The sequence below is a fragment of the Mycobacterium farcinogenes genome, assembly GCF_019739075.1.
Classification (GTDB): Bacteria; Actinomycetota; Actinomycetes; order Mycobacteriales; family Mycobacteriaceae; genus Mycobacterium; species Mycobacterium senegalense.
In genome coordinates, this window is record NZ_CP081673.1 from 3,111,251 (window position 1) to 3,131,094 (window position 19,844).

At 68.2% G+C, this 19,844-nt stretch carries 20 protein-coding genes; 17 read left to right on the top strand and 3 right to left on the bottom strand.

All coding sequences use genetic code 11. The features are described from left to right. Positions 1–47: 47 nt before the first annotated feature. Entirely contained in the window at positions 48–434 is a 387-nt protein-coding gene (locus K6L26_RS14680; protein ID WP_019343429.1) for a DUF1844 domain-containing protein, read from the bottom strand. A 265-nt stretch (positions 435–699) separates the two neighbouring features. On the opposite strand from K6L26_RS14680, the gene infC reads away from it, so the two are divergent. From infC to K6L26_RS14705, 5 genes are read left to right on the top strand one after another with little or no spacing between them, the layout of a single operon-like run. Continuing rightward, positions 700–1,299: a translation initiation factor IF-3 gene (infC, locus tag K6L26_RS14685; protein ID WP_164481167.1), complete on the top strand. Its 600-nt coding sequence runs from the start codon at positions 700–702 to the stop codon at positions 1,297–1,299. 24 nt (positions 1,300–1,323) lie between these two features. Next, positions 1,324–1,518 carry a 50S ribosomal protein L35 gene (gene rpmI / locus K6L26_RS14690; RefSeq protein ID WP_003885176.1) on the top strand — a complete coding sequence of 65 codons (195 nt, stop codon included), beginning with the start codon at positions 1,324–1,326 and terminating at the stop codon, positions 1,516–1,518. Positions 1,519–1,558: 40 nt separating this feature from the next. Next, a complete protein-coding gene (rplT, locus tag K6L26_RS14695) occupies positions 1,559–1,948 on the top strand; it encodes a 50S ribosomal protein L20 (protein ID WP_003885175.1) in 390 nt (129 codons plus the stop codon). Positions 1,949–1,971: 23 nt separating this feature from the next. Then, positions 1,972–2,718, top strand: coding sequence for a TrmH family RNA methyltransferase (locus tag K6L26_RS14700; RefSeq protein ID WP_019343430.1), 747 nt, complete (start codon positions 1,972–1,974; stop codon positions 2,716–2,718). A gap of 52 nt (positions 2,719–2,770) precedes the next feature. Next, positions 2,771–3,241, top strand: coding sequence for a hemerythrin domain-containing protein (locus K6L26_RS14705; RefSeq protein ID WP_019343431.1), 471 nt, complete (start codon positions 2,771–2,773; stop codon positions 3,239–3,241). Positions 3,242–3,243: 2 nt separating this feature from the next. Here K6L26_RS14705 and K6L26_RS14710 read toward each other — a convergent pair whose 3' ends face one another. Then, the gene (locus K6L26_RS14710) at positions 3,244–4,488 is read right to left on the bottom strand and encodes an acyl-CoA dehydrogenase family protein (protein WP_019343432.1); all 1,245 of its coding nucleotides are present in this window, start codon (positions 4,486–4,488) and stop codon (positions 3,244–3,246) included. Positions 4,489–4,515: 27 nt separating this feature from the next. Continuing rightward, positions 4,516–5,538, bottom strand: a complete 1,023-nt coding sequence (locus K6L26_RS14715) for an oxygenase MpaB family protein (RefSeq protein WP_019343433.1) — start codon at positions 5,536–5,538, stop codon at positions 4,516–4,518. Between the two features lie 229 nt (positions 5,539–5,767). Here K6L26_RS14715 and K6L26_RS14720 point away from each other — a divergent pair, with 229 nt between their 5' ends. The 12 genes from K6L26_RS14720 (at position 5,768) to K6L26_RS14775 (ending at position 19,844) form a co-directional block, all read left to right on the top strand. Beyond that, positions 5,768–6,652, top strand: coding sequence for an adenylate/guanylate cyclase domain-containing protein (locus tag K6L26_RS14720; protein ID WP_019343434.1), 885 nt, complete (start codon positions 5,768–5,770; stop codon positions 6,650–6,652). Positions 6,653–6,704: 52 nt separating this feature from the next. Further along, the gene (gene pheS / locus K6L26_RS14725; protein ID WP_036394095.1) at positions 6,705–7,748 is read left to right on the top strand and encodes a phenylalanine--tRNA ligase subunit alpha; all 1,044 of its coding nucleotides are present in this window, start codon (positions 6,705–6,707) and stop codon (positions 7,746–7,748) included. Further along, on the top strand, positions 7,748–10,228 hold the full coding sequence (pheT, locus tag K6L26_RS14730; protein ID WP_064899608.1) for a phenylalanine--tRNA ligase subunit beta: 2,481 nt from the start codon (positions 7,748–7,750) through the stop codon (positions 10,226–10,228). Before pheS ends, pheT begins: the two co-directional genes overlap by 1 nt. Before the next feature lie 204 nt (positions 10,229–10,432). After that, positions 10,433–11,467, top strand: coding sequence for an N-acetyl-gamma-glutamyl-phosphate reductase (gene argC, locus K6L26_RS14735; RefSeq protein ID WP_064899607.1), 1,035 nt, complete (start codon positions 10,433–10,435; stop codon positions 11,465–11,467). A 20-nt stretch (positions 11,468–11,487) separates the two neighbouring features. After that, the gene (gene argJ / locus K6L26_RS14740) at positions 11,488–12,717 is read left to right on the top strand and encodes a bifunctional glutamate N-acetyltransferase/amino-acid acetyltransferase ArgJ (RefSeq protein WP_036394362.1); all 1,230 of its coding nucleotides are present in this window, start codon (positions 11,488–11,490) and stop codon (positions 12,715–12,717) included. Next, a complete protein-coding gene (gene argB, locus K6L26_RS14745; RefSeq protein ID WP_019347357.1) occupies positions 12,714–13,592 on the top strand; it encodes an acetylglutamate kinase in 879 nt (292 codons plus the stop codon). Before argJ ends, argB begins: the two co-directional genes overlap by 4 nt. Next, positions 13,589–14,803 carry an acetylornithine transaminase gene (locus K6L26_RS14750; protein WP_064899605.1) on the top strand — a complete coding sequence of 405 codons (1,215 nt, stop codon included), beginning with the start codon at positions 13,589–13,591 and terminating at the stop codon, positions 14,801–14,803. The genes argB and K6L26_RS14750 overlap by 4 nt, the downstream gene beginning before the upstream one ends. Then, complete coding sequence (argF, locus tag K6L26_RS14755) at positions 14,800–15,723, top strand: ornithine carbamoyltransferase (RefSeq protein WP_064899603.1); 924 nt, start codon at positions 14,800–14,802, stop codon at positions 15,721–15,723. Before K6L26_RS14750 ends, argF begins: the two co-directional genes overlap by 4 nt. 1 nt (position 15,724) lies before the next feature. Beyond that, the gene (locus tag K6L26_RS14760; protein WP_019347354.1) at positions 15,725–16,201 is read left to right on the top strand and encodes an arginine repressor; all 477 of its coding nucleotides are present in this window, start codon (positions 15,725–15,727) and stop codon (positions 16,199–16,201) included. Positions 16,202–16,224: 23 nt separating this feature from the next. Beyond that, complete coding sequence (locus K6L26_RS14765; protein WP_019347353.1) at positions 16,225–17,424, top strand: argininosuccinate synthase; 1,200 nt, start codon at positions 16,225–16,227, stop codon at positions 17,422–17,424. An 86-nt stretch (positions 17,425–17,510) separates the two neighbouring features. Beyond that, on the top strand, positions 17,511–18,938 hold the full coding sequence (gene argH, locus K6L26_RS14770; protein ID WP_019347352.1) for an argininosuccinate lyase: 1,428 nt from the start codon (positions 17,511–17,513) through the stop codon (positions 18,936–18,938). Positions 18,939–18,971: 33 nt separating this feature from the next. Continuing rightward, positions 18,972–19,844 (top strand): alpha/beta hydrolase, encoded by an 873-nt coding sequence (locus K6L26_RS14775; RefSeq protein ID WP_047037956.1) that lies wholly within the window; start codon positions 18,972–18,974, stop codon positions 19,842–19,844.

Here is a 19,844-nt window from a genome sequence, read left to right on the forward strand (position 1 = left end):
CAAACCGTCAAATTGGCTGAACGCGCGCACAGACACCGCCCAGGTAGTTACCAGACCGGGCCGGTGTACTTTTCGCCAGGTCCTTTGCCCGGCTCGTCGGGATGCGCACTCGCTTCTCGGAAGGCCAGCTGCAGGCTCTTGAGCGCGTCGCGGACCGGACCCGCGTGCGGTCCCAGGTATTCGGCCGACGCGGTCACCAGCCCGGCCAGCGCGGTGATCAACCGGCGGGCTTCGTCGAGATCGCGGTGCGGGCTGTCGTCGGGATCCTCGGCGGACAGTCCGATCTTCTCCGCGGCGGCACTCATCAACATGACCGCCGCCCGGGTGATCACTTCCACAGCCGGGATGTCGGCCAGTTCGCGGACGGCGGGGCCCTCGGGATCGGCTGGGACCTGCGGTGTCGCGTCGTCGGGCGTTTCGGTCGGATCGGTCATAGCTGCTAGACTGTCATGCGCGACCGTCCCGGCTCATGTCAGGGACAGCAAGTGGAGTCCCACTCCCACCGTTGGCCACAAGGTACAACGGTCCGGTCGCCGGTGTCATCGGACACCGGTTCTGTGCCCCCACAGTGGGAGGTGCAGGCGGCGCAAGCCGTGATCGGTCGGCATTGGGCCCTGCTTCGAGCAGGGCTTTTCTGTTCGTCAGGGCAGAGATGCAGATGGGCGGGGTCTCCTCAGCAGACCCAACATAGGAGGCCCCATCAGCACTGAGACCCGCGTCAACGAGCGCATCCGTGTACCAGAAGTCCGCCTGATCGGACCAGGTGGCGAGCAGGTAGGCATTGTGCGCATCGAAGACGCCCTCCGCGTCGCCGCGGATGCCGATCTCGACCTTGTCGAAGTAGCTCCCAACGCCAGACCGCCGGTCTGCAAGATCATGGACTACGGCAAGTTCAAGTACGAGACGGCACTCAAGGAGCGCGAGTCTCGCAAAAACCAGCAGCAGACCGTCGTCAAGGAACAGAAGCTGCGTCCCAAGATCGACGACCACGACTACGAGACGAAGAAGGGCCATGTGGTCCGCTTCCTCGAAGCCGGGTCCAAGGTCAAGGTGACCATCATGTTCCGTGGTCGTGAGCAGTCCCGGCCCGAACTCGGGTACCGGTTGTTGCAGCGGCTGGGCGCCGATGTGGCCGAGTACGGCTTCGTCGAGACGTCAGCCAAGCAGGACGGCCGCAACATGACGATGGTGCTGGCACCGCACCGCGGCGCGAAGACTCGCGCCAAGGCAGCGGAGCAGGCCGAGCGCCCCGGTGGGCAGCAGGCCGCACCAGAAGAACCAGACGTTACGCAGAACTAGTTTCACAGACAGAACTGAGGATTCATGCCCAAGGCGAAGACCCACAGCGGAGCATCGAAGCGCTTCCGCAAGACCGGGACCGGCAAGATCGTGCGCCAGAAGGCCGGCCGCCGCCACCTGCTGGAGCACAAGGCCACCAAGCGCACCCGCCGCCTCGACGGCCGCACCGTGGTGGCAGCCAACGACACCAAGCGTGTCAACAAGATGCTCAACGGCTAGTACTGCCGCTCCCCGTACCGAACGAGAATAGGAACATCCCATGGCACGCGTGAAGCGCGCACTCAACGCCCAGAAGAAGCGGCGTACCGTACTCAAGGCCTCGAAGGGCTACCGCGGTCAGCGGTCGCGCCTGTACCGCAAGGCCAAGGAACAGCAGCTGCATTCGCTGACTTACGCCTACCGGGACCGCCGTGCCCGCAAGGGTGAGTTCCGCAAGCTGTGGATCTCGCGCATCAACGCCGCGGCCCGCGCCAACGACATCACCTACAACCGTCTGATCCAGGGCCTCAAGGCCGCTGGGGTCGAGGTTGACCGCAAGAACCTGGCCGAGATCGCCGTGAGCGACGCCGCCGCGTTCACCGCGTTGGTCGAGGTCGCCAAGGCCGCGCTCCCCGAGGATGTCAACGCACCCTCCGGAGAGGCCGCCTGACGCTCACCGAGCGTTCTGCCCGGGTGGTTGCTGCGGTCAAACTGCAGCGCCACATCGGGCGCCGCCGCGCCGCACGTTTCCTTGCCGAGGGTCCCAACCTCGTCGAGGCCGCGTTGCGGCGCGGACTCGTTTCCGAGGTGTTCGCGACGGAGGTCGCCCTGGAGCGCTTCGGTTCGCTGCTGGCCGATACGCCGGTGCAGCTGGTCACCGAGCGGGCCGCGAAAGCGTTGTCGGACACCGTCACCCCGGTCGGCCTGGTGGCCGTGTGCCGGCTGCCGGAAGTCAGCCTCGACGACGTTCTGGCCGACGCCCCGCGGTTGGTCGCGGTGCCCGTGCAGATCTCCGAACCCGGTAACGCCGGTACGTTGATCCGCAGTGCCGACGCGATGGGTGCCGATGCGGTGGTGCTGGCCGGTAACAGCGTCGACCCCTACAACAGCAAATGCCTACGGGCGTCGGCCGGCAGCATCTTCTCACTGCCGGTGATCAGCGAGCCCGACGAGGCCGCAACTGTGGCACGGTTGCAAGCCGCCGGCCTGCAAGTGCTGGCCACCACGATCGACGGTGAAGTAAGCCTCGACGACCTCGATCTCACGCCGCCCACCGCGTGGCTGTTCGGCCCCGAAGCCCATGGCCTGCCAACCGAATTGGCGGTCGCAGCCGACCATCGCGTGCACATTCCGATGCCCGGGCAGTCCGAAAGTCTCAACATCTCGTCCGCGGCATCGATCTGTCTCTATCAGAGCGCTCGCGCCCACCGCGCCGGTTAGCGGTCGCGCGCTTCACCCGTGGAGGCCCATCCGACCGGTCTAAGGTCGAGCCATGTGCCAGTACTGCGGCTGCCGCGAGATGCCCCTGATCCGGGACTACATCGCCGAGCACGAGCGGGCGGTCGATCACGGCCGTGAAGCGGTGCGCGCCCTGGACCGTGGCGACCTGGACGCCGCCCGCAGACTCGTGGCAGCGATGTTCGACGAGTTGCGTTCCCACTGGCAGGGCGAGGAGAACGGACTGTTCGCCGTGATGCACACCGACGAGCTCTACGCCGAGCACATCGACCCGCTGGTGGCCGAACACCGCGAGCTCGCCGCCTTCCTCGAGGTGGCAGACGTGACCGATCCCGCCGATCAGGACCGGGTGCGCCGGGAGGTCGAGGAGCTCTATGTCCACATCGCCAAAGAGGAAGACGGGCTGTTCCCGGCCTCGCTCACCGCACTCGACGGTGACGACTGGGATGCCGCGATGGCCGGGTGGCGCGCGGCGCACCCGGGTCGCGAAATGATCCAGGGATAGCGCTAACTGAGCAGCCCCCGAGCCACGTGGGTGATCTGCACTTCGTTGCTGCCGGCGTAGATCATCAGCGACTTGGCATCGCGTGCCAGCTGTTCCACCCGGTACTCGGTCATGTAGCCGTTGCCGCCGAACAGCTGCACGGCTTCCATCGCCACGTCGGTGGCCGCCTGCGAGCAGTACCACTTGATCGCCGAGGCCTCGGCCAGAGAGATCGGCGCGCCCTTCTCAGCGGATTCGATGACGCGGAACAGCATGTTGCGCACGTTCATCCGGGCCACTTCCATGTTGGCGAGCTTGAGCTGGATCAGCTGGAACTGGCTGATCTCCTGGCCCCACAGGGTGCGGCTCTTGGCGTAGTCGACGCTCAAGCGCAGGCATTCCTCGATCACGCCCAGGGCCATCGCGGCCACCCCGATACGTTCGGCCGAGAAGTTCGACCGGGCACTGGCCCGGCCCTCGTCGACGCCGTCCGCGGTCTCGGAGCCTTCGGTCTCGCCGAGCAGTCGGTCGCGGCCCAGACGGACGTTGTTGAAGAACAGCTCGCCGGTGCGCGATGAGTGAATGCCCATCTTGCGGAACGGCTTCGACTGCACGAAGCCCTCCATGCCGCGGTCGAGGACGAAGGTCAGCACCTTCCGGTTGCGCTTGTCCGCGCCATCGCCTTCGTCCAATTTCGCGTAGACCACCACGACGTCGGCGTCGGGCCCGTTGGTGATGAAGGTCTTCTGGCCGTTGAGGATGTAGTCGTCACCATCGCGGGTGACGTAGGACTTCATGCCGCCGAAGGCATCCGAGCCCGAATCGGGTTCGGTGATCGCCCACGCGCCGATCTTCTCGTAGGTCACCAGACCGGGCAGCCAGCGTTCCTGCTGGGCCAGGGTGCCGCGGCTCTGGATGGTCGACACGGTCAGGCCGAGGCTGACGCCCAAGCCGGTGACCAGGCCCATCGACACCCGGCAGAGTTCGCTGATCAGGACGAATCCCATACCCGGGGATCCGCTGCCGCCGAACATTCCGCCCCGGGCGCCCGAGGGCTTGGTGTCGCCGCTGCGCAGCTTCTCCAGCCGCTTGTCCAGCGATTCCTTGGCCATAGTGTCGATGCCGAACGTGGAGAACAACTTTCGCACGATCGGGTACGGCTCCAGGTCGCCGCTCTCGAGTTCGTCGAGATGGGGCCGGATCTCCTTGTCCACGAACTCACGAACTGCGTCCCGGACAGCGATGTCTACATCAGACCAATCAAGCATCTCGACAGCTTAGACACGTGTCAAAACTCAGGCGGCAGGGCGGCGGGCGGGCCGCCGCAGCGCCGGCAGCGAGAACGTCGTGTGCACCAGCGCGCCGGCCCGGTCCAGCAGGGTCTTGTGGCGCGGCGAGTAGTGCATCGGCAGCCCTCGGCGGTCGCGTGGCGGGGCCATGAAACTCGGTGCTTCCACCAGGGGGCCGTCGGCGGGTAGCTTCCCGGCCGCGCGTCGGTACGCCGACAACGCGCGCGGGTGCAGCCTGATCTCGTCGGGCACGGCGATGAACGCCAGTTCGACCACCTTGCCGAAGATTCGCAGCAGCACTTCGTCGCCGGGCGTCCACCGCATGCCGGCCTTCTCCCGGACCGCCGGGTCGAACAGGCCGGCCGCGATCCAGCGTTGTGCTCCGACAAGGGGTTTGAACAGCTGGTCCCATACCGGAGTCGGCATCAGCACGAACCACGGCTTGGGGATCCGGATGGTGAAGATGTCGAGGGTGGCCCGGTTGATCTCGAGCTCGTCGCGGCACTTGGCGTCCCAGTACTCCTGGAACTCCTCCCAGCTGTTGGGGACCGGACGCATACTCATGCCGTACATGCGATACCACTGCACGTGTTCGTCGAACAGCTGCTGTTTTTCGGCCTCGGTGAGGCCGCCGCAGAAATATTCGGCGGTCTTGATGATCAACATGAAGAACGTGGCGTGTGCCCAGTAGAACGTCTCCGGGTTCAGCGCGTGGTAACGGCGCCCCTGGCCGTCCACTCCCTTGATCGTGGTGTGAAAGCCCTTGATCTGCGCGCCGGTGTCTGCCGCACGGTCGCCGTCGTAGACCACCCCCATGATCGGATACACGGACCGGGCCACCCGCTGCAGCGGTTCACGGAGCAGGATCGAATGCTCCTCGACTCCGGCGCCGAGTTCCGGGTACATGTTCTGGATCGCGCCGATCCATACGCCCAGCATCCCGGTGCGCAGGTCACCGAAGTATTTCCAGGTCAGCGAATCGGGACCGAGCGGGTCGTGCTCGGCGGTGATGGTGGTTCGTGTGGTCATTGCGTCCTCGTTGACTCGTCATGACGTGAATCACAGCTGGCGCCCACGATAGTAGTGACAACGCATGTTGTCTATGAGGGTCGCGGCGCGTCGTCGCGCACTGTTATTCGCCGGCTATCGTCGCGCCACAGCGCTGTGACCAGCTCGGTTGTCGGCCGGCCGGGGAGTGTGGGCAAACCCGCTCGCCGCGTGATTGCCGCCCGGTGAGCGGGCCACTTAGTCTTGCGCTGTGGATGGCGAGCCGTTCGATGACCCGTCCGGCCGAGTCGGGGATGTCGAGCCCGCGCCGCAACAGCGCCCAGTGCGGACACCCGGGTTGCCGGGACCGCTGGGGTGGCTGCAGAACGCCAACCGCAGCCCCGCCGTCGTCGATCTGGTCCGTCGGGTCCGTCGGTCACTTCCCGGGGATCCCGACTTCGGTGACCGGCTCTCGGTGTCGGGTGACGGAGGTCCGCGGGCAGCGGCGCGGATGGCCGACCGGCTCCTGGACCGCGACGCCGCCTCGCGGGAGGTGAGCCTCGGTGCGTTGCAGGTGTGGCAGGCGCTGACCGAACGGGTCTCGGGAACTCCGGCCAATCCCGAGGTGACGCTGGTGTTCACCGACCTCGTCGGATTCTCGTCGTGGTCGCTCAGGTCGGGCGACGACGCCACACTGCGCCTGCTGCGCCGCGTGGCACAGGTGATCGAGCCGCCGGTTCTGGAAGCCGGCGGCCACATCGTCAAACGCATGGGCGACGGCATGATGGCGGTGTTCTCCGACCCGGATACCGCCCTTGCGGCGATGCTCGTGGCGCTCGACGGGGTGAAGAGCATCGACCTGGACGGCTATGCGCCGCGTATGCGGGTCGGTATTCACACCGGACGTCCGCAGCGCATCGGGTCCGACTGGCTCGGCGTCGACGTCAACATCGCGGCCCGGGTGATGGCGCGGGCCGGCACCGGCGGGATCATGGTGTCGCACACCACACTGGAGGGGATCTCCGAGGAGCAACTGGCCGGCCTCGGGGCCGGCGTCAAACGTCAACGGCGGCAGATGTTCTCGAACAAGTCCGACGGCGTGCCCGACGACCTGGTGATGTACCGGGTCCGAACCGCGCGGCAGTCGCCAAACTGACGAGTGGGAAACGCATTCGGGGAGCGAATGGCCGATCGCCTATGATCGCCGGGTGGCTGAGCAGCCAAGTGATCTCTCAGAAGATGCCCTGACCAAAGCCGTCAGTGCGGCCCGGCATGCCTTCGAGCTGGCCGGTGACCTCGACGCGCTGGCGCGCGCCAAGACCGAGCACCTCGGCGACCGTGCCCCGATCGCCCTGGCCCGACAGTCCTTGGCAACCCTGCCGAAGGCCGACCGCGCCGATGCCGGCAAACGCGTCAACGTCGCTCGCGGCGAGGCTCAGCGTGCGTACGACGAACGGCTGGCCGCGCTTCGCGCCGAGCGCGACGCCGCCGTGCTGGTCGCCGAACGCATCGACGTGACGCTGCCCTCGACACGGCAGCCCGTCGGTGCCCGGCACCCGATCACGATCCTGGCCGAGAACGTCGCCGACACCTTCGTCGCGATGGGCTGGGAACTGGCCGAGGGCCCTGAGGTCGAAACCGAACAGTTCAACTTCGACGCGCTGAACTTCCCGCCCGATCACCCGGCCCGCAGCGAGCAGGACACCTTCCAGGTCGCACCCGACGGTTCGCGCCAGGTGCTGCGTACCCACACCTCGCCCGTGCAGATCCGGGCGCTGCTCGAGCGCGAGCTGCCCGTCTACATCGTCTCGATCGGGCGGACCTTCCGCACCGATGAGCTGGACTCGACGCACACCCCGGTGTTCCACCAGGTGGAGGGGCTGGCGGTGGACAAGGGTCTGACCATGGCGCACCTGCGCGGCACGCTGGACGCGTTCGCGCGGGCCCAGTTCGGCCCGGAGGGCCGCACCCGGTTCCGGCCGCACTTCTTCCCGTTCACCGAGCCGTCCGCCGAGGTGGACATCTGGTTCCCCGGTAAGAAGGGTGGCCCCGGCTGGGTCGAATGGGGTGGCTGCGGCATGGTCAACCCGAATGTATTGCGCGCCTGCGGTATCGACCCCGACGTCTACTCCGGATTTGCCTTCGGTATGGGATTGGAGCGAACCCTGCAGTTCCGCAACGGAATTCCTGACATGCGCGACATGGTCGAGGGTGACGTCCGGTTCTCCCTGCCGTTCGGGGTCGGTGCCTGATGCGAATCCCTTTCAGCTGGTTGCGTGAAGCCGTCCGTGCCGGTGCGCCGGATTGGGACGTGTCGGTCGAGGAACTCGAGCAGACGTTCATCCGGATCGGCCACGAGGTCGAGGAGATCATCCCGGCCGGCCCGGTCAGCGGCCCGCTGACCGTCGGCCGGGTCGCCGAGATCGAGGAGCTCACCGAGTTCAAGAAGCCGATCCGGGCCTGCAAGGTCGATGTCGGTGAGCCTGAGCCGCGTGACATCGTTTGTGGGGCAACGAATTTCGCGGTCGGCGACCTGGTTGTGGTGGCCCTGCCCGGCACCGTCCTGCCCGGCGATTTCAAGATCGCCACCCGCAAGACCTACGGCCGGGTGTCCGACGGCATGATCTGCTCGGCGTCGGAGATGAACCTGGGCGTCGAGGGGGCCGGCATCCTGGTGCTGCCCGAGGGCACTGCCGAACCGGGTACCCCGGCCGCCGACATCCTCGGTCTCGACGACGTGGTGTTCCACCTGGCGATCACGCCGGACCGCGGCTACTGCCTGTCGGTCCGCGGCCTGGCGCGCGAGATCGCCTGTGCCCACGACCTGGACTTCGTCGACCTGGCCGATGTGGCGCCGCTGCCTGCCGAAGGCGAAGCCTGGCCGCTGACCGTCGAGCCCGGAACCGGGGTGCAGCGCTTCGGGTTGCGGCCGGTCACCGGCATCGATCCAACCGCCGTGTCACCGTGGTGGATGCAGCGGCGGTTGATGCTCAGCGGCATCCGCGCCATCTCACCGGCCGTCGACGTGACCAACTACGTCATGCTCGAAATCGGCCATCCGATGCACGCGCACGACAGCAGCCTGATCACCGGTGGTTTCGCGGTGCGGTTCGCCCGCGACGGTGAGAAGGTCATCACCCTCGACGATGTCGAGCGCACCTTGAATTCGGCCGACGTGTTGATCGTCGACGACGTCGCGACCGCCGCGATCGGTGGCGTGATGGGCGCGGGCACCACCGAGGTGCGCGATTCCACCGCCGACGTGCTGCTGGAAGCGGCGGTGTGGGATCCGGCCGCGGTGTCGCGCACCCAGCGTCGGCTACACCTGGCCAGCGAGGCCGGCCGTCGCTACGAACGTTCGGTCGATCCGGCCATTTCGGTTGCCGCACTTGACCGTTGCGCGAGCCTGCTGGCAGAGATCGCCGGCGGACGCGTCGAGCCGAAGCTGACGGACTGGCGTGCCGACGACCGCACCGACTGGTCGCAGCCGACCATCGAGATCCCGGCCGACCTGCCCGATCGCACTGCGGGCGTGGAATACGCCGCGGGCACCACGGCGCGGCGGCTCGCCCAGATCGGTGCCGAGGTGACCGGTTCGGACCCGCTGGCCGTCACCCCGCCCAGTTGGCGGCCGGATCTGCGTCAGCGTGCCGACCTCGTCGAGGAGGTACTGCGGCTGGAAGGGCTCGAGTCCATTCCGTCGGTGCTGCCGACCGCGCCGGCCGGGCGCGGCCTGTCCGCTGTGCAGAAGCGGCGCCGGGCCATCGGAAAGTCACTGGCACTGGCCGGGTTCGTCGAGGTCCTGCCCACTCCGTTCCTGCCCGCGGGCGTGTTCGACGCCTGGGGCCTGGCTGCCGAGGATCCGCGCCGCAACGCCACCAAGGTGCTCAACCCGCTGGAGGCCGACCGGCCACAGCTGGCCACCACGTTGCTGCCGGGGCTTTTGGAAGCCTTGGGCCGCAACGTATCCCGTGGCACTGCTGACGTCGCATTGTTCGCGATCCAGCAGGTGGTGCACCCCACCGCCGAGACCCGGGCCGTCGAGCGGATCCCGAACGACCGCAGACCCACCGACGACGAGATCGCCGGACTGGACGCCTCGCTGCCGCGTCAGCCGCAACACGTCGCCGCGGTGCTTGCCGGGCTGCGCGAGCCCGCCGGACCGTGGGGTCCGGGACGTCCTGTCGAGGCGTCCGATGCGTTCGAGGCGGTACGCGTGATCGGCCGCGCCGCCGGGGTGGAGTTCACCCTGCGTGCGGCCCAGGAACTGCCGTGGCATCCGGGTCGCTGCGCCGAGGTGCTCGTCGGCGACACGGTCGTCGGCTACGCCGGCCAGCTGCATCCCGCGGTCATCGAACGGACCGGCCTGCCCAAGGGCGCGTGTGCGGTCGAACTCGACCTCGACGCGGTGCCGATCGTCGAGACCCTGCCTGCGCCGAAGGTGTCACCGTTCCCGGCGGTGTTCCAGGACATCAGCGTGGTCGTCGATGCTGAGGTCGCGTCGGCTGCGGTTGTTGCCGCCGTCCGCGACGGGGCCGGTGACCTGTTGGAGGACGTCCGGCTGTTCGACGTCTACACCGGCCCGCAGATCGGGGAGGGGCGCAAATCCCTGACCCTGGCGCTACGGTTCCGGGCTGCCGACCGCACCCTGACCGAGGACGAGGCCAGCGCTGCCCGTGACGCCGCCGTCGCGGTGGCCGGTGACCGTGTCGGGGCTGTTCTGCGCGGCTGACCTGACCCGTCACCCCAGCACCGCGAGCGTGCGTGTCTGTCGCCCGACACGCCCCGGTCCGTCAGCATTCTGTGCACGCTCGCCCGCGGTGAGGGTGCCGGTACCGTCGGTGGTCCCCGGCGTGTCGAGGAGCAGACCCGCACGCTCGCGGAGCTGAGGATTAATGAATTTGCATCTGCATGCATAACAATGCAGAATCGCTGCATGACTTCGATAGCGGTAGCCGGCGCCAGCGGCTACGCCGGCGGAGAGATCCTGCGATTACTGCTCGGGCATCCGGCCTACGCTGACGGCCGGTTGACCATCGGGGCGTTGACCGCGGCCTCCAGCGCCGGGACGACGATGGCCGAGCATCACCCGCACCTGCTGCCGCTGGCGTCTCGAGTCCTCGAGCCCACCGACGCCGTCGTGCTGGCCGGCCATGACGTGGTGTTCCTGGGGCTGCCGCACGGCCATTCCGCCGCGCTGGCCGAACAGCTGGGCCCGGACACCTTGATCATCGACTGTGGAGCCGACTTCCGGCTCACCGACGCCGCGGATTGGGAGAAGTTCTACGGTTCGGCGCACGCCGGCAGCTGGCCCTACGGTCTGCCCGAACTGCCCGGCGGCCGGGACCGGCTCAAGGGCACCAAGCGGGTCGCCGTCCCGGGCTGCTATCCGACCGCCGCGCTGCTGGCGCTGCTGCCGGCCGTGGCCGCGGACCTCGTCGAGCCGGCCGTCACCGTCGTCGCGGTCAGCGGCACCTCGGGGGCGGGCAAGTCCGCCAAGGTCGACCTGCTGGGCTCCGAAGTGATCGGCTCGGCCCGCGCCTACAACATCGCCGGCAAGCACCGGCACACCCCGGAGATCGCCCAGGGACTGCGGTCGGTGACCGACAAGGATGTCACTGTCTCGTTCACCCCGGTGCTGATCCCCACCGCCCGCGGCATCCTGGCGACGTGCACCGCGCACACCGAGGCGTCGGCGGCCGAGATCCGGGCGGCCTATGAAAAGGCTTACGGTGCAGAGCCGTTCATCCACCTGCTGCCCGACGGGCAACTGCCCAAGACCGGTTCGGTGATCGGCAGCAACGCCGCGCAGATTCAGGTCGGCGTCGATGAGCAGGCGAAGACACTGGTGGCCATCGCCGCCATCGACAACCTCACCAAGGGCACCGGCGGCGCCGCGGTGCAGTCGATGAACCTGGCGCTGGGCTGGCCGGAAACCGAAGGACTTTCGATCGTGGGAGTGGCACCGTGACACCGGAGCCGGAGGCGACAATGGCATCTCAGTCGGCACAGACGGCCAAGCTGGTACGCACCCAGGGCGTCACCGCCCCGGCCGGTTTCCGGGCCGCCGGAATCGCCGCCGGTATCAAGGCGTCCGGTGCGCCCGACCTGGCCCTGGTGTTCAACGAGGGCCCGGACTATGCCGCCGCGGGTGTGTTCACCCGCAACAAGATCAAGGCCGCACCCGTGCAGTGGTCGCAGCAGGTGCTGACCACCGGCCGGCTGCGTGCGGTGATCCTCAACTCGGGCGGCGCCAACGCGTGCACCGGCCCGCTGGGATTCCAGGACACGCACGCGACCGCCGAGGCCGTCGCCTCCGCGCTGAGTGACTGGGGCACCGAGACCGGTGCTATCGAGGTCGCGGTGTGTTCGACGGGCCTGATCGGTGACCGGTTGCCGATGGACAAGGTGCTGGCCGGCGTGACCGAGATCGTGCACGAGATCGCCGGCGGCCTGACCGGCGGCGACGACGCAGCCCGGGCCATCATGACCACCGACACCGTGCCGAAACAGGTCGCGCTGCACCATTCGGTGGAGTCGGGGGAGAACTGGACCGTCGGCGGGATGGCCAAAGGCGCGGGCATGCTGGCGCCGTCGCTGGCCACCATGCTGGTGGTGCTGACCACCGACGCGGTCGCGGACGCCGCCGCACTGGACACGGCGCTCAAGCGGGCCGCGAAGCTGACCTTCGATCGGCTCGACGTCGACGGCAGCTGCTCGACCAACGACACCGTGCTGCTGCTCGCGTCGGGTGCCAGCGAGATCGCCCCCAGCCAGGACGATCTCAACGAGGCCGTGCTGCGGGTCTGCGACGACCTGTGCGCGCAGTTGCAGGCCGACGCCGAGGGCGTCACCAAGCGCATCGACATCACCGTGACCGGCGCCGACACCGAGGACGACGCGCTCGTCGCGGCGCGGGTCATCGCCCGTGACAGCCTGGTCAAGACGGCGCTGTTCGGCTCCGACCCCAACTGGGGCCGGGTGCTGGCCGCGGTCGGTATCGCGCCGGTGAAGCTTGATCCGGAGCGGATCAGCGTGTCGTTCAACGGTTCTCCGGTGTGCATCGACGGTGCCGGTGCTGCCGGTGCCCGTGAGGTCGATCTCTCAGGTGAAGACATCGCCGTGGTGGTGGACCTGGCAGTGGGAAGCGGCAGTGCCACCATCAGGACCACGGACCTGTCCCACGCCTACGTCGAAGAGAACTCGGCCTACAGCTCATGAGCCAACCGATCGAGCGCGGCGTCAAGGCCCAGGTGCTCGCCTCGGCATTGCCGTGGCTCAAGCAGTTGCACGGCCAGATCGTCGTCGTCAAATACGGCGGCAATGCGATGACCGACGACACCCTCAAGGCCGCCTTCGCCGCCGACATGGTGTTCCTGCGCAACTGCGGTATCAAGCCGGTCGTGGTGCACGGCGGCGGCCCGCAGATCAGTGCCATGCTCAAAAGGCTCGGTATTGCAGGCGATTTCAAGGGCGGCTTTCGGGTCACCACACCCGAGGTGCTCGATGTGGCGCGCATGGTGTTGTTCGGCCAGGTGGGCCGGGAGCTGGTCAACCTGATCAATGCCCACGGCCCGTACGCGGTGGGCCTCACCGGTGAGGACGCGCACCTGTTCACCGCGGTGCGGCGCAGCGTCACCGTCGACGGTGTGGCCACCGACATCGGGCTGGTCGGCGACGTCGAGTACGTCAACGCCGAATCACTGCTGGATCTCATTGCCGCCGGCCGGATCCCGGTGGTCTCGACCATCGGGCCCGATGCCGACGGCGTGGTGCACAACATCAACGCCGACACCGCGGCCGCCGCCCTGGCCGAGGCGCTGGGGGCCGAGAAGCTGATCATGCTCACCGACGTGGAGGGTCTCTACACCGACTGGCCGGACCGTTCCTCACTGGTCAGCGAGATCGACACCGCCGCACTGACCCAACTGCTGCCCAGGCTCGAATCGGGCATGGTGCCCAAGATCGAAGCCTGCCTGCGGGCGGTGGCCGGCGGAGTGCCGAGCGCGCACGTGATCGACGGCCGCGTCGAACACTGTGTGCTCGTCGAGCTTTTCACCGATGAAGGAACCGGAACCAAGGTGGTGGCGAAGTGACATCCGGCGGGCAGGAGCGAAGCGACCCGGGGCAGAAGACATTGCAGGACCGTTGGCAAGCGGTGATGATGAACAACTACGGCACCCCGCCGCTGGCGCTGGCCAGCGGTGACGGCGCCGTGGTGACCGACACCGACGGCAAGTCCTACCTGGACCTGCTGGGCGGCATCGCGGTCAACCTGCTCGGGCACCGCCACCCCGCGGTGATCGAAGCCGTCACCGCGCAGCTCAACACGCTGGGCCACACCTCCAACCTGTATGCGACCGAGCCGGGCATCGCGCTGGCCGAGGCGCTCGTCGGACATCTGGGAACCCAAGCTCGAGCGTTCTTCTGCAACTCGGGCACCGAGGCAAACGAGGTGGCCTTCAAGATCACCCGGCTCACCGGCAAGACCAATATCGTTGCCGCCCAAGGCGCTTTCCATGGCCGCACCATGGGATCGCTGGCGCTCACCGGCCAGCCCACCAAGCAGGCACCCTTCGAGCCGCTGCCCGGCAACGTCACCCACGTGCCCTACGGCGACGTCGAAGCCCTTGCCGCCGCGGTCGATTCGGATACCGCCGCGGTGTTCCTGGAACCGATCATGGGGGAGGGCGGTGTCGTCGTCCCGCCGGCCGGCTACCTGGCAGCGGCCCGGGACATCACCACCAAGAACGGCGCCCTGCTGGTTCTCGACGAGGTACAGACCGGCGTCGGGCGTACCGGCGCGTTCTACGCCCACCAGCACGACGGCATCACGCCCGACATCGTCACGCTGGCCAAGGGGCTCGGCGGCGGGCTGCCGATCGGTGCCTGCCTGGCCATCGGCGCGGCCGGTGACCTGCTCACCCCGGGACTGCACGGCAGCACGTTCGGAGGCAACCCGGTGTGCACCGCCGCCGCGCTGGCGGTGCTCAAGGCGCTCGCCGACGGGGACCTGATCGCTCGGGCCGGGGTGCTCGGCAAGACGCTGAGCCACGGCATCGAGGAGCTGGGCCATCCGCTCGTCGACCACGTCCGCGGCAAGGGCCTGCTGCAGGGCGTGGTGTTGACCGCGCCGAGCGCCAAGGCCGTCGAGGCCGCCGCCCGCGACGCCGGCTTCCTGGTCAACGCCGCGGCCGCCGACGTGATCCGGCTGGCGCCGCCGCTGATCATCACAGAACCGCAGATCGAGACGTTCCTGTCCGCTCTGCCCGCCGTTCTCGACACCGCTGTGGAGGCTGACTCATGATCCGCCATTTCCTGCGCGACGACGATCTGTCGCCCGACGAGCAGGCCGAGGTGCTCGCGCTGGCCGCCGAGCTGAAGAAGGCGCCGTTCTCGCGGCGTCCGCTGGAGGGGCCGCGCGGCGTCGCGGTGATCTTCGAGAAGAACTCGACCCGCACCCGGTTCTCGTTCGAGATGGGCATCGCCCAACTCGGTGGCCATGCGGTCGTCGTCGACGGCCGCAGCACCCAGCTGGGCCGCGAGGAGACCCTTGAGGACACCGGCGCGGTGCTGTCCCGCTACGTCGACGCCATCGTGTGGCGCACCTTCGCCCAGGAGCGGCTGACGGCCATGGCCTCGGGATCGACGGTGCCGATCGTCAACGCGCTGTCCGACGAGTTCCACCCCTGCCAGGTGCTGGCCGACCTGCAGACGCTGGCCGAGCGCCGGGGCAAGCTCAAGGGCCTGCGGATGACGTACCTGGGCGACGGCGCCAACAACATGGCTCACTCGCTGATGCTGGGCGGGGTCACCGCGGGCATCCACGTCACCATCGCCGCGCCCGCCGGATTCGAACCGGACCCGCACTTCGTCGACGCCGCCAAGCGCCGCGCCGCCGAGACCGGGGCGACCGTCACCCTCACCGACGACGCCCAGGCCGGCGCCGACGGGGCCGACGTGCTCGTCACCGACACCTGGACCTCGATGGGCCAGGAGAACGACGGTCTCGACCGGGTGCGGCCCTTCCGCCCGTTCCAGGTCAACGCCGACCTGCTCAAGCGTGCCGACTCGGAAGCCATTGTGCTGCACTGCCTTCCGGCGCACCGCGGCCACGAGATCACCGACGAGGTGATCGACGGCCCGCAGAGTGCGGTGTTCGACGAGGCCGAGAACCGGCTGCACGCGCAGAAGGCCATGCTGGTGTGGCTGCTGGAGCGAGCCTGACGTGAGCGCCCCGACCCGCGCCGGCCGTCAGGCCCGCATCATCGCCCTGCTGGCATCCAGGCAGGTGAGCAGCCAGACCGAACTGGCCGCGCTGCTGGGCCAGGAAGGCATCGAGGTCACCCAGGCCACGCTGTCGCGGGACCTGGAGGAACTCGGCGCGGTGAAACTGCGTGGTGCCGACGGTGGGGCCGGCGCGTACATCATCCCCGAGGACGGCAGTCCGGTGCGGGGTGTGTCCGGCGGCACCGAACGGTTGACCCGGTTGTTGGGGGAGTTGCTGGTCTCGACCGACGCCAGCGCTAACCTTGCCGTGCTGCGCACCCCACCCGGGGCCGCGCATTACCTGGCCAGCGCGCTCGATCGCGCCGCCCTGCCATATGTGGTCGGCACCGTCGCCGGTGACGACACCATCCTGGTGGTGGCGCGCGACCCGATGACCGGGGCCGAACTTGCCAACACCATCGAAAACTTGAAGTAGAGCCCAAAACAAGGAGATTGCTCATGTCCGAACGCGTCATCCTGGCGTACTCCGGAGGTCTGGACACCTCGGTCGCGATCAGCTGGATCGGCAAGGAGACCGGCAAAGAGGTCGTCGCCGTCGCCATCGATCTCGGTCAGGGCGGCGAGGACATGGAGGTCGTCCGTCAGCGCGCCCTGGACTGCGGTGCGGTCGAGGCGGTCGTGGTGGACGCCCGCAACGAGTTCGCCGACGAGTACTGCCTGCCGACCATCAAGGCCAACGCGCTCTACATGGACCGCTACCCGCTGGTGTCGGCCATCAGCCGTCCCCTGATCGTCAAGCATCTGGTCGATGCCGCGCGTGCCCACGGCGGCACCGTCGTCGCGCACGGCTGCACCGGCAAGGGCAACGACCAGGTGCGCTTCGAGGTCGGGTTCGCCTCGCTGGCACCCGAACTGGACGTCATCGCGCCGGTCCGCGACTACGCCTGGACCCGCGAGAAGGCCATCGCGTTCGCCGAGGAGAACGCGATCCCGATCAACGTCACCAAGCGCTCGCCGTTCTCGATCGACCAGAACGTGTGGGGCCGCGCGGTGGAGACCGGGTTCCTCGAGGACCTGTGGAACGCCCCGACCAAGGACGTCTACGACTACACCCAGGACCCGACGGTCAACTTCAACGCCCCCGACGAGCTGATCATCAGCTTCGACAAGGGCCGCCCGATCGCGATCGACGGTCGTCCGCTCAGCGTGCTGGAGATCATCCAGGAGCTCAACACCCGGGCCGGTGCCCAGGGCGTGGGCCGCCTCGATGTGGTCGAGGACCGGCTGGTCGGCATCAAGAGCCGCGAGATCTACGAGGCCCCGGGGGCGATGGTGCTGATCACCGCGCACACCGAGCTCGAGCACGTGACCCTGGAACGCGAGCTGGGCCGGTACAAGCGCGGCGTGGACCAGAAGTGGGGCGAGCTCACCTACGACGGCCTGTGGTTCAGCCCGCTGAAGCGCTCGCTGGAGGCGTTCGTCGAACACACCCAGCAGCACGTCTCCGGCGACATCCGGCTGGTGCTGCACGCCGGGGCCATCATCGTCAACGGCCGGCGCTCCGGTGAGTCGCTGTACGACTTCAACCTCGCCACCTATGACGAGGGCGACAGCTTCGATCAGAGCGCGGCCAAGGGCTTCGTGCAGCTGCACGGCCTGAGCTCCAAGATCTCGGCCAAGCGCGACCTGGGCCTCTAGGTCACCTCTACTCGCGAGCAGACGCTAATGTCCCCAAAACTTCGGTGTGTCGGGTACATAAGCGTCTGCTCGCGGAAGGAACGGACATGAGCACCAACGACGGAACCACCAACGAGGGCTCGTTGTGGGGCGGCCGGTTCGCCGACGGCCCCTCGGCCGCCCTTGCCGCCCTGAGCAAGTCGACGCATTTCGACTGGGTGCTGGCACCGTACGACATCACCGCCTCCAAGGCCCATGCCCGCGTGCTGCACCGGGCCGGGCTACTGACCGATGAGCAGCGCGACGGGTTGCTCGCGGGGCTGGACAGCTTGGGTTCCGACGTCGCCGACGGCAGTTTCGAGCCATTGGTCACCGACGAGGATGTGCACGGCGCGCTGGAGCGCGGCCTGATCGACCGGGTCGGACCGGACCTGGGTGGGCGGTTGCGCGCCGGCCGTTCGCGTAACGACCAGGTGGCCACGCTGTTCCGGATGTGGCTGCGCGACGCGGCCCGCCGGGTCGCCGACGGCGTGCTCGAGGTGGTCAACGCACTGGCCACCCAGGCCGCGGCGCATCCGACCGCGATCATGCCCGGCAAGACGCATCTGCAGGCCGCCCAGCCCATCCTGCTCGCCCATCATCTGCTGGCCCACGCCCATCCGCTGTTGCGCAACGTCGACCGGCTCGCCGATTTCGACGATCGCACCGCGGTCTCGCCGTACGGGTCGGGTGCGCTGGCGGGCTCATCGCTCGGCCTGGACCCCGACGCCATCGCCGCGGATCTCGGATTCGCCTCGGCCGCAGACAATTCCGTCGACGCCACCGCGGCGCGAGACTTCGCCGCAGAGGCAGCATTCGTCTTCGCCCAGATCGGCGTGGACCTGTCCCGGCTCGCCGAGGACATCATCCTGTGGAGCACGACCGAATTCGGGTACGTCACGCTGCACGACGCCTGGTCGACCGGTAGTTCGATCATGCCGCAGAAGAAGAATCCGGATATCGCGGAACTGGCCCGCGGCAAGTCCGGGCGGCTGATCGGCAACCTCACCGGCTTGCTGGCCACCCTCAAGGCGCAGCCGCTGGCCTACAACCGGGACCTGCAGGAAGACAAGGAACCGGTCTTCGACTCGGTGGCCCAATTGGAGCTGCTGTTGCCGGCGATGGCCGGTCTGGTGGGCACGCTGACGTTCGATGAGTCCCGGATGGCCGCGCTGGCGCCGGCCGGTTACACGCTGGCCACTGACATCGCCGAATGGATGGTCCGCCAAGGTGTTCCGTTCCGCGTCGCCCATGAGGCCGCAGGTGCCGCGGTGCAGGCCGCCGAGGGTCGAGGCGTCGGGCTCGACGAGCTCACCGACGACGAATTCGCCGCGATCAATCCCGCACTCACCGGCCAGGTGCGCGAGGTGCTGACGGTCGAGGGCTCGGTGAACGCACGCAACGCCCGGGGCGGTACCGCGCCTGTTCAGGTGGCCAAGCAGCTCGGGGTTGTGCGCAACGCGATGGAAGAGTTGCGGATCCGGTTGAGCCGGTAGCCCTCTGCGAAGGCCTTCCGTACCGTCGTAGGCGTGGCGGGACAAGTCGTCTTCGATGTCGGTGGTGACCGTTGTGTCGGCTACCTGCGGAAGTCGGACCGGCGGCCCGGCCCGTGCGTCGTGTTGTGCACAGGCTTTGGCGGCACCCAGGACACGCCCGCCGTGCTGGCCGCCGCGGAAGCGTTCGCAGCCGCCGGATTTCACACGCTGACCTTCGATTACCGCAGCTTCGGCGAAAGCGGCGGCCGGCCGCGACAGGTCGTCAGCATCGGGAGACAACTGGCCGACATCGCGGCCGCGGTGGCCTGCGCCCGTGGCGTCGATGACGTCGACCCTGCCCGTATCGCGTTGTGGGGCACCTCGCTCGGTGGTGGCCACGTGGTGGCGGCGGCCGCACGCGACCACGAGATCGCCGCCGTGATCGCCCAGATCCCGTTCAACGGTTTTCCCCGCCGGGTGCAGGGTCGTTCACCGCTGTCGACTCTGCGCCTGCTCGCAGTCATGGCCGAGGACTGGTGCCGCGGCATGCTGCACCGGCAGCCGCGCTACATCCCGGCCGTCGGCGCGCCGGGCGAGTTGGCGGTGATGACGGGTGAAGGTGCGCAGCGGGCCGTGGCGGGCATGGTCAGCCCGACGTGGCGTAATCAGGTGGCGCCGCGTGCCCTCATCGAGATGATGCGATACCGGCCAATCGATTTCGCGGCTCGGGTGAGGTGCCCACTGCTGGTGTGCATGGGAACCGAAGACGCCGAGACCACACCCGAGAGGGTCGCTGCACTGGCCGCGGCCGCACCACAGGGCGAACTGCTCGAGTACCCGGTCGGCCACTTCGAGTTCTACGCCGACGACGTCCGCGACCGGGTCATCGCCGACCAATCCGCCTTTCTGACGCGGGTCCTCGGGTAG